The sequence below is a fragment of the Nocardia sp. BSTN01 genome (assembly GCF_015354405.1).
Taxonomy (GTDB): Bacteria; Actinomycetota; Actinomycetes; order Mycobacteriales; family Mycobacteriaceae; genus Nocardia.
This window is the reverse complement of sequence record NZ_JADKYP010000107.1, coordinates 1-8,853: the sequence shown is the minus strand read 5'-3', so window position 1 is coordinate 8,853 and position 8,853 is coordinate 1. Positions and strand designations below refer to the sequence as shown.

Annotated in this window: 10 protein-coding genes; 6 read left to right on the top strand and 4 right to left on the bottom strand. The window is 66.6% G+C overall.

The genetic code is table 11. From position 1 onward, the window contains the following. The 4 genes from IRT45_RS35510 to IRT45_RS35495 form a co-directional block, all read right to left on the bottom strand. Nucleotides 1-523, bottom strand: a 523-nt coding sequence (locus IRT45_RS35510) for a sulfurtransferase (RefSeq protein WP_194810138.1), incomplete at its 3' end; no start/stop codon positions are given. A 63-nt stretch (nucleotides 524-586) separates the two neighbouring features. After that, on the bottom strand, nucleotides 587-1,072 hold the full coding sequence (locus IRT45_RS35505; protein ID WP_309241297.1) for a DUF4395 domain-containing protein: 486 nt from the start codon (nucleotides 1,070-1,072) through the stop codon (nucleotides 587-589). Nucleotides 1,073-1,432: 360 nt separating this feature from the next. Further along, on the bottom strand, nucleotides 1,433-1,879 hold the full coding sequence (locus IRT45_RS35500; protein ID WP_194810137.1) for a thioredoxin family protein: 447 nt from the start codon (nucleotides 1,877-1,879) through the stop codon (nucleotides 1,433-1,435). Then, nucleotides 1,876-2,682, bottom strand: coding sequence for an LmeA family phospholipid-binding protein (locus IRT45_RS35495; protein WP_194810136.1), 807 nt, complete (start codon nucleotides 2,680-2,682; stop codon nucleotides 1,876-1,878). Before IRT45_RS35495 ends, IRT45_RS35500 begins: the two co-directional genes overlap by 4 nt. A gap of 301 nt (nucleotides 2,683-2,983) precedes the next feature. Between IRT45_RS35495 and IRT45_RS35490 the strand changes: the two genes are divergently transcribed. From IRT45_RS35490 to IRT45_RS35465, 6 genes are all read left to right on the top strand, one after another. Continuing rightward, a complete protein-coding gene (locus IRT45_RS35490; RefSeq protein ID WP_194810135.1) occupies nucleotides 2,984-3,757 on the top strand; it encodes a response regulator transcription factor in 774 nt (257 codons plus the stop codon). 206 nt (nucleotides 3,758-3,963) lie between these two features. Continuing rightward, nucleotides 3,964-4,989 (top strand): mycothiol synthase, encoded by a 1,026-nt coding sequence (gene mshD, locus IRT45_RS35485; protein WP_194810134.1) that lies wholly within the window; start codon nucleotides 3,964-3,966, stop codon nucleotides 4,987-4,989. Nucleotides 4,990-5,217: 228 nt separating this feature from the next. Next, nucleotides 5,218-6,330, top strand: coding sequence for a phosphate ABC transporter substrate-binding protein PstS (gene pstS, locus IRT45_RS35480; RefSeq protein ID WP_194810133.1), 1,113 nt, complete (start codon nucleotides 5,218-5,220; stop codon nucleotides 6,328-6,330). A 104-nt stretch (nucleotides 6,331-6,434) separates the two neighbouring features. Then, nucleotides 6,435-7,406: a phosphate ABC transporter permease subunit PstC gene (gene pstC / locus IRT45_RS35475; protein WP_228535964.1), complete on the top strand. Its 972-nt coding sequence runs from the start codon at nucleotides 6,435-6,437 to the stop codon at nucleotides 7,404-7,406. Next, nucleotides 7,406-8,305 (top strand): phosphate ABC transporter permease PstA, encoded by a 900-nt coding sequence (pstA, locus tag IRT45_RS35470; RefSeq protein WP_036497805.1) that lies wholly within the window; start codon nucleotides 7,406-7,408, stop codon nucleotides 8,303-8,305. The genes pstC and pstA overlap by 1 nt, the downstream gene beginning before the upstream one ends. Nucleotides 8,306-8,324: 19 nt before the next feature. Next, a partial coding sequence (locus IRT45_RS35465) for a phosphate ABC transporter ATP-binding protein (RefSeq protein ID WP_194810131.1) occupies nucleotides 8,325-8,853 on the top strand: 529 nt, incomplete at its 3' end.

Genomic DNA, 8,853 nt, shown 5'->3' with positions numbered 1-8,853 from the left:
CGAGAATCTTGCCGGAGAACTCGTCGGGCGAACGCACGTCGACGAGGTTCTTGACGCCGATGGCCTGGATGGCGTCGTCGCGGAAGGCGCGGATCGACAGGTCCTGCTCGGAGGCCTTGTAGGTGCTCGCCGGACGGGTCACCGCATCGGTCGACAGCGGGCGGGCGTCGAGCTCCCACTTCTTGCGGCCGCCGTCGAGCAGCTTGACGTTCTGGTGGCCGTAGAGCTTGAAGTACCAGTAGGCGTAGGCCGCGAACCAGTTGTTGTTGCCACCGTAGAGAACGACGGTGTCGTCGTTGCCGATACCGCGAGCCGACAGCAGATCCGAGAACTGCTCCCGGTTGACGAAGTCACGCCGAACCGGATCCTGCAGATCCTTCTTCCAGTCGATCTTGACGGCACCTTCGATGTGGCCCGTGTCGTAGGCGGAGGTGTCCTCGTCGACCTCGACGATCACGATGCCGGGGGTATTGAGGTTCTCTTCGACCCAGTCTGCGGAGACCAGGACATCGGAGCGAGCCATGTTGTTCCTTTCGATGTGACTTGCCGGGGTATGTGGAGAGATGAGTTGTGGTTCTGGGGTCGGTCAGTTCGTCGAGCTGCTCGTCGCGGCCGGGGCGCGCGAGGTGAACCGCTGGGTGAGCGGATAGATCTTGCAGCCCAGGCAGATTCCGAACGCCGCGTTGAGGAACGCCGCGAACAGCGCGAAGGCGGTGAAGATCGCTCCGACCACGCCGGATCCGGCCGCGAAGCCGACGAAGCCGACGATCGCGAAGACGAAACCGACCAGCTGCGCGAACCGCAGCGGCGGCACCGGCTCGGTCTCGGTCGCCGGACCGACGCGCGGCGCGACGAAGGTGGCGAACAACCACCCGTAGGGGCTGCGCCGCGGGCCGTACAACGCGCCGACGGCGAAGACGATCGCCTGCAGGGCGATCAGCACCGCCGCGGCGGCCGTCGAGAAGGCGGAGACGATCAGGACCAGCACGAGGACACCGGTGGTGATCCACGCCGCGAACCGCGGTCCGCGGACGTCCACCTGACCGGTGGGAGAGTTGGTGTTCTGAGGCACGGGGGCTCCTGCGCTGAAGGAGGGCTTATCTGGCTTATCCGGGTGCGGGGTTATCCGTCAGATAGGTCGGATCACCGGGGGATCGACGAGATCTCACACGCGGTGGAGAAACCGGTCGGCGGCAGGGATACGAAAGGCCGACCGGCTACATGCACAGGCAGCAACAACCGCCGAGGCGGCACAGATCGACTGTGCGGCGTCGGGTGAGCATCAGCTCTCGGCGGGTTTGCACGCCAAGCAGTTTACCCGGTTTCGGGAGGGAATTGGACCCGGGGTACGAAACTCGACCGGGCGCCGGGCGCGTGGACGGCTCGCGCGCCGCTCGGAACGACGCTCGCAAAGCCCTCGTGAGCAGGAAGTTCAGGCCGCCTCGGGGACCGTCAGCGGCGCCAGGGCACTACGCAGATCGGTGGCCTTGGGCACACCGGAGATCCGGAACCGCTCACGCCCGTGGGCGTCGAAGACGAACGTGGTGGGCAGCGACAGGACGTTGAGTTCGCGCGCGAGTTCGGCCTCGGCGTCGATATCGATCTCGACGTCTCGGGGCGGCTGCACGGTATCGGCCAGATCGGCGACCACGCCGGCCACCACTCGCCGGACCGCGGCGCAGGGACCACACCATTCGGCGGAGAAATGCAGCACGGTCGGCACCGCCTCGGTGACACCGACCGCGCTGAGCAGTTCGGTGCGCGAACCCGCGATCTCGGTGGTCTTGGCCGTCCGCACGCGGCCCTCGCGGTAGCGCAGGGCGATACCCGCGGCCACCCCGGCCAGCAGGACGACGGCCAGAATCGTGAGTTCAATCATGGTCGGGCAAACCTGTCCATATCAATGCGAATATTCTCCCCTTCCCCCTCTACCACGATATTGCCGCCGATGGCCTGCACCTTCTTCGGGGGCACCCCGAACGGCAGATCCTTGGTGTCGATGGTGCGGGTGAAGCGGGCCAGGACCGCGGCCTTGTCCAGGTCGGGACCCAGTTCGGCAGCGGTGGTCGTCGGCGCGTTGCTGTCGACGCCGCCGTGATAGAGATCGGTGGCGACCAGTTTGATCTGATCGCCGTCGAGGAACAGATCGGCCTTCACGCTGACCCGATCGGTGCTGCGGGTCTCGGGTCCGAGCTGGATGGTGCCGGTGAGGACCAGCGCGCCCTGGGTGGTCATGCCGGAGCCGCCGGAACCGCCGGTGCCGTCGGATTTGTCCGCCGGGCGGGTGACCACCTCGAGGTCCGGAATGTTGAACAGCCGCCCCAGTTCGACCGGCTCGATCCGCATCCGGCCGGCCACCTGGTCGACCATCACCGAGCGCATGTCGTTGTCCACCAGATCGTGCATCGACAGGTGAACGCCGTTCAGGGTCGCTTCGACCAGGATTTCGCCGGGGATGTCGGGACGGTTCGCGCGGGCCCGGATCTCCAGGTTGCGGTAGTTACCGCGCGCGGTCTGAGCCAGGAACGGGAATCCGTGAATGGTCACTTCGGGGTCGGCGCTGAGTTCACCGCCGGCCCGCAGCGACCGCGAAACCCGGTACTCCGAGTAGGCCGCCGCAGTGAAATCGACCACTACGGCGATCGCGACCACCAGTAGCAGCCCGACGATCAGTTTTCTCATCCACATGCTCCGAGTTCAGGCCGTCCGGGCGCGCGGAACGCAGCGATCGCGCGCGGAGGGGTACGAGGCGTGGGCGTCTCGAGGAGAGGCTACCCGGTACGAAGATATCTGCCCGGACGGTGCGGGGCGCGCAGGCGTGCGCCCGGCTTCGGCCATCACCGCTGGTCCCCGTGCGAGTGCGGAATACATGATCGGGGCGGCGCACGCGCTAATGTAGGCACGAATTACCTGTGCCGACGCGCATGGATTCGCGAATGACGTCGAAGTTGCCCGCGGACATGCCAGATTGGGAGGAGAGCCGGTGGAGCTGCTCCTGCTGACCTCGGATCCGAACCCGGACACCGTGCTGCCTTCCCTGGCGCTGCTGCCGCACAATGTGCGGCCCGCGCCCACCGAGGTGGCGTCGCTGCTCGAGGCGGGAACCGCGGATGTGGCTCTGGTCGATGCCCGCACCGATCTGGCCGCCGCGCGCGGACTGTGCAGACTGCTCGGCAGCACCGGTTCCTCGGTGCCGGTGGTGGCGGTGCTGACCGAGGGCGGTCTGGTCGCGGTCAACGCCGATTGGGGACTGGACGACATTCTGCTGCCGGGAACCGGTCCCGCGGAACTCGACGCCCGGTTGCGCCTGCTGGTCGCCCGCACCGGCGGCGCGGCCAGTCCGGAGAACACCGGCAAGATCACGCTCGGTGAACTGGTCATCGACGAGGGCACCTATACCGCGCGGTTGCGCGGCCGCCCGCTCGACCTGACCTACAAGGAATTCGAGCTGCTGAAGTATCTCGCGCAGCACGCCGGCCGGGTGTTCACCCGCGCGCAGTTGCTGCAGGAGGTCTGGGGTTACGACTTCTTCGGCGGCACCCGCACGGTCGACGTGCACGTGCGGCGGTTGCGAGCCAAACTCGGCAGCGAATACGAGTCGCTGATCGGCACCGTCCGCAACGTCGGTTACAAGGCGGTTCGCCCGGCGCGCTCGGCCAACAACAAGGGCGGTGAGCAGCCGCCCGGCATATCGGACGAGGGCGACGACGGCGCCGACGACAACCAGCTGACCCAGGTCAACGGCAGTCCGTCCTGAGGTCGTGGGCCGGGCGAGTGGGATGGCGGTGCGGTTGGCTGCGGCGCGGTCGCTCGGCCGGCGAAAAGGATTGCGCCGAAAGGAAACACAGTCGGGACAGGTGTCCGCCGCAAGGCGGGAATCAGGGTGGTAGCCGGGGCGGTTGTCGGAAGGGCCGGTTGTCGGAACAGCCGGTTGGCCGGCGGACGTGAACGGATGAGCGAGGGATGGGTGTGAGCGTGCAGGTGCCGGACTGGACCACCGAATTGGCCCCAGCGACCGCGGCGAAAATCGTCGACCTGGTGGAACGCGCGAGTGCCGCCGACGCAGTCGCGCCGATCTCCGAACAAGCGGTGCTCTCGGTGACCGCATCCGGGCCGGCCGAACACGACCGTGCCGATGCCGATGCCGATGCCGATGCCGATGCCGATGCCGATGCCGATGCCGATGCGCCGGTCGGGCGGACCCGGCACCTCGCCGTCGAGCGTGACGGCGAACTCGTCGCCTACGCGAATCTCGTTCCCGCGCACGGTCATCACCCGGCGATGGCCGACGCCGTCGTGGATCCGCAGGTGCGCGGACGCGGGATCGGCGCGACGCTCGTCGCCGCGGCCCTCGAAGCGGGTGGCCCGGGGGCGCGGATCTGGGCGCACGGCAATCTGGCGCCGGCGCGGGCCGTCGCGGGGCGCCTGGGACTGACCGTCGCGCGCGAGCTGTGGCAGATGCGCCGGCCCCTGACGCAGGCTCCGCACGGCGATCAGGCAACCGTTGAGCTACCGGACCTGGAGGTGCCCGCCGACATCGTGCTGCGCACCTACGCCGGGCCCGCCGACGACGCGGAGATTCTGCGGGTCAACAACGCCGCCTTCGACTGGCATCCCGAGCAGGGCGGCTGGACCGAGGCCGAGATCGCGGTCCGGCGGGCGGCGCCCTGGTTCGACCCGAAGGGGCTGTTCATCGCCGCCGATCCCGCGGATCCCACGCACATCCTGGGCTTTCACTGGACCAAGGTGCACGAACCGGACGAAACCTCGGACGCGGTCGGTGAGGTCTACGTGGTGGCCATCGACCCGGCCGCTCAGGGCCGCGGTCTGGGGCGCGTGCTCACCCTCGCGGGTCTGCACTATCTGCGCGATCGGGGTCTCGGCGCGGTGATCCTCTACACCGAGGCCGACAACACCGCGGCCGTGCACACCTACACTCGTCTCGGGTTCGAGACGGCCCACATCGACGCCGCCTACACCACCCGGTGATTCGTCCGCAGTAACGCTGCGGCAAATCTCACAGGTTTGAACCGCAATCGCGCCGGGTTGTTCACTCTGCGTTCACTTGCCCAGGTCCCGCTGTCAACCGGACGAATCTACTTTGATCGTGGGCGGCATTCGCTGCTCGGTGCGCAAGTTCTCTGCGAACGGCCACCCACTGGACTCGTCCGGTCGTTGAGGGATCGGACGCGTACGAAGCGTTTCCCGGAGGAACAGGTGAATTTCAAGCGCAGCGGCGCTCTCCTCGGCGTGCTGGCGGCAGCCGGCACTCTGACACTGACTGCCTGTGGTAGCGACGACAACTCGTCCGCGACCGGTAACACCAGCAAGGTCGATGTGGCCTGCGGTGGCAAGAAGGCTCTGAAGGCCAGCGGATCCTCCGCTCAGAAGAACGCGATGGACCGTTTCATCGCCGCCTACGAGCAGAACTGCGACGGCGCGAAACTGGACTACACCTCCAGCGGCTCCGGCGCCGGCGTGAACGAGTTCGTCGGTGGCCAGACCGATTTCGGTGGTTCGGACTCGGCTCTGGACCCGAAGAAGGACGAGCCGAAGAAGGCCGCCGACCGCTGTGGCGCACCGGCCTGGAACCTGCCGACGGTCTTCGGTCCGATCGCCGTCACCTACAACCTCGACGGTGTCACCAACCTGACCCTCGACGGCCCGACCGCGGCGAAGATCTTCAACGGCACCATCACCAAGTGGGACGACCCGGCGATCAAGGGCCTGAACCAGGGCGTGAACCTGCCGTCGGACCAGATCCACGTGATCTTCCGCAGCGACGAGTCGGGCACCACCGACAACTTCCAGCGCTACCTGGACGCCGCCTCCAACGGCGCGTGGGGCAAGGGTGCGGGCAAGGCGTTCGCCGGCGGTGTCGGCGAGGGTGCGAAGGGCAACGAGGGCACCTCGGCCGCCATCAAGAGCACCAAGGGCTCCATCACGTACAACGAGTGGTCCTTCGCGCGGTCGCAGAACCTGTCCACCGCGCAGATCATCACCGACGCCGCCGTGAAGCCGGTGGCGCTGAACGCGGAGTCGGCCGGTAAGGCCATCGCCTCGGCGAAGATCGTCGGCCAGGGCAACGACCTGATCATCGACACCAACTCGTTCTACAAGCCGACCGATCCGGGCGCCTACCCGATCATGCTGGCCACCTACGAGATCGTGTGCTCGAAGTACGCCGACGCCGACACCGGCAAGGCCGTCAAGGCGTTCCTGACCTCGGCGATCACCAACGGTCAGAACGGCCTCGAGGACTCCGGCTACGTACCGATCCCGGATGCGTTCAAGACCAAGCTGACCACCGCGATCAACGCCATCTCCTGATTGCGAAACCCATGACCGTCCACGACGAAGTCACCGCCGCGGGCCAGTCGGATTCGACCGGCCCGCGGACGGGCAATGAAGTCCCGCCGGGAGATACTTCCTCCATGCCGAGTGAGTCGAGCACCAAGCCGGCCGGTCGCAACGCCGGCGGTCACAGCCGCCGGGGGGAGACCGTCTTCCGTTCCCTGGCCACGGCCGCCGGGGCGACGATCGTCGCGGCGATCGCGCTCATCGCGCTGTTTCTGCTGATTCGCGCGGTGCCGTCGGTGGCGGCGAACAAGGCGAACTTCTTCACCAGCGCCGAGTTCAACGTCACCAATGCCGACAACATGCACTTCGGCATCCGCGACCTGTTCATGGTCACGGTGCTGAGTTCGCTACTGGCACTGCTGATCGCCGTGCCGCTCGGTGTCGGTATCGCGTTGTTCCTGACGCAGTACGCGCCGAAGGTGTTGTCGCGTCCGTTCGCGATGCTGGTCGATCTGCTCGCGGCGGTGCCTTCGATCGTGTTCGGTCTGTGGGGTTTCCTGGTGCTGGCCCAGAAGCTGGCACCCTTCGAACAATTCCTGAACGACAAATTGGGCTGGTTCTTCCTGTTCAAGGAAGGCAACGTCTCCATCAGCGGCGGTGGCACGATCTTCACCGCCGGTGTCGTGCTCGCGGTGATGATCCTGCCGATCATCACCTCGGTCAGCCGCGAGGTCTTCCACCTGACTCCCCGGGCGCACATCGAGGCCGCACAGGCCCTGGGCGCCACCAAATGGGAGGTGGTGCGGATGACCGTGCTGCCGTACGGCCGCAGCGGTGTGATCGCCGGTTCCATGCTGGGCCTCGGCCGCGCGCTCGGTGAAACCATCGCGGTGCTGATCGTGCTGCGTACCGCCGCGACCCCCGGCCACTGGTCGCTGTTCGACGGCGGTTACACCTTCGCCTCCAAGATCGCCTCGGCGGCTTCGGAATTCAGCCAGGCGCTGCCCACCGGCGCCTACATCGCGGCGGGCTTCGTCCTGTTCGCGCTGACCTTCATCGTCAATGCCCTGGCTCGGATCGCCGCCGGCGGGAAGGTGAACGGGTGATGACCACCACGTTGGACAAGCCGATCAAGGCGCCCACGTTCCGCCACGTGAGCCTGGGCCGCAAGGTCCGCAACAATGTCGCCACCTCGGTCATGTGGCTGTGCTTCGGCATCGCGCTGGTGCCGCTGGGCTGGGTGCTGATCCTGGTGCTCAACAAGGGTTTCCACGCGATCGTCAGCAGTGGCTGGTGGTCCAAGTCGCAGAAGGGCGTGCTGCCCGACCAGTTCGCGGGCGGTGTGTATCACGCGATCTACGGAACGATCGTGCAGTCGGCGGTCGCCGCGGTGATCGCGGTGCCGCTGGGCATCATGGCCGCGGTCTATCTGGTCGAATACGGTCGCGGCTGGCTGGCGAAGACGACCACCTTCATGGTCGACATTCTCGCCGGTGTGCCCTCGATCGTGGCCGCGCTGTTCGTCTTCGCGCTGTGGATCGCCACCTTCGGTTTCCCGCAGTCGGCCTTCGCGGTGTCGCTGGCTCTGGTGCTGCTGATGTTGCCCGTCGTGGTGCGCAGTACCGAGGAAATGCTCAAACTCGTGCCCGACGAATTGCGCGAGGCCTCGTACGCGCTGGGCATCCCGAAATGGAAGACGATCCTGCGGATCGTCGTGCCGACCGCTCTGCCCGGCATGATCAGCGGTATGTTGCTCGCGGTCGCCCGCGTCATGGGCGAAACCGCGCCGGTGCTGGTCCTCGTCGGCTATTCGAAGTCGATCAACACCAACATCTTCAACGGAAATATGGCGTCGCTGCCATTGATGATCTACCAGGAACTGGCCAACCCGGAAGCGGCCGGCCGGATGCGAGTGTGGGGCGCGTCGCTGACGCTGATCCTGATCATCGCCCTGCTGTACATCGGCGCGGCCGTGGTCAACAAACTGCTCACGCGGAATCGATAGAAGCGAACGGAATACGACAATGGCCAAGCGGATCGACGTCAAAGATCTCAACATCTACTACGGCAAATTCCACGCCGTATCCGATGTATCGCTGACCGTATTGCCGCGCAGCGTCACCGCTTTCATCGGTCCGTCCGGTTGCGGTAAGTCGACGGTGCTGCGTTCGCTCAACCGCATGCACGAGGTGACGCCGAATGCCCGCGTCGAGGGCGCGGTGCTGCTCGACGGCGAGGACATCTACGGCTCCGCGGTCGACCCGGTCGGCGTGCGGCGCACCATCGGCATGGTGTTCCAGCGGCCGAACCCGTTCCCCACCATGTCGATTCGTGACAACGTGGTGGCCGGGCTGAAGCTGCAGGGTGTGCGCAACCGCAAGGAACTCGACGAGGTCGCCGAGCGCTCGCTGCGCGGCGCCAACCTCTGGAACGAGGTGAAGGATCGCCTCGACAAGCCGGGCGGTGGCCTGTCCGGCGGTCAGCAGCAGCGTCTGTGCATCGCCCGCGCGATCGCGGTCTCGCCCGACGTGCTGCTGATGGACGAGCCGTGTT